This is a genomic window from Streptomyces durocortorensis, assembly GCF_016901035.1.
Taxonomy (GTDB): domain Bacteria; phylum Actinomycetota; class Actinomycetes; order Streptomycetales; family Streptomycetaceae; genus Streptomyces; species Streptomyces durocortorensis.
The window spans coordinates 1-389 of the sequence record NZ_JAFEUF010000568.1 but is presented as its reverse complement, the minus strand read 5'-3'; the positions used below and the strand labels follow the sequence as shown (position 1 = coordinate 389).

General features: G+C 65.6%; 1 protein-coding gene. It reads right to left on the bottom strand.

Annotated elements, in window-relative coordinates; translation table 11 throughout:
* Positions 1-389 (bottom strand): vitamin B12 dependent-methionine synthase activation domain-containing protein (locus JS521_RS36105; protein ID WP_275564258.1); only part of this gene is annotated, 389 nt, incomplete at both ends.

The following is a 389-nucleotide window of genomic DNA, read 5'->3' as shown; positions in this document are numbered from 1 at the left end:
GTACCAGCCGCTGACCGCCGCGGTGGGCAGCATGGCGTAGTGCTCGGTGAGGGTGACCTGGCTGATGCCGTCGGCATCCAGCAGCTGGAACAGCGTGCCCTTCTCGGTGTGGTCCGGGCAGGCCGGGTAACCGGGGGCAGGGCGGATGCCCTTGTACTGCTCGCGGATCAGTTCCTCGTTACTCAGCCGCTCGTCAGGCGCATAGCCCCAGTAGTGCTTGCGCACCTGCTCGTGCAGCCATTCGGCACAGGCCTCGGCGAGGCGGTCGGCCAATGCCTTGACCATGATCGAGTTGTAGTCGTCGCCCTTGTCCTGATAGGCCTTGGCCAGTTCCTCGGCACCGATGCCAGCGGTGCAGATGAAACCGCCCACGTAGTCGGTGATGCCGG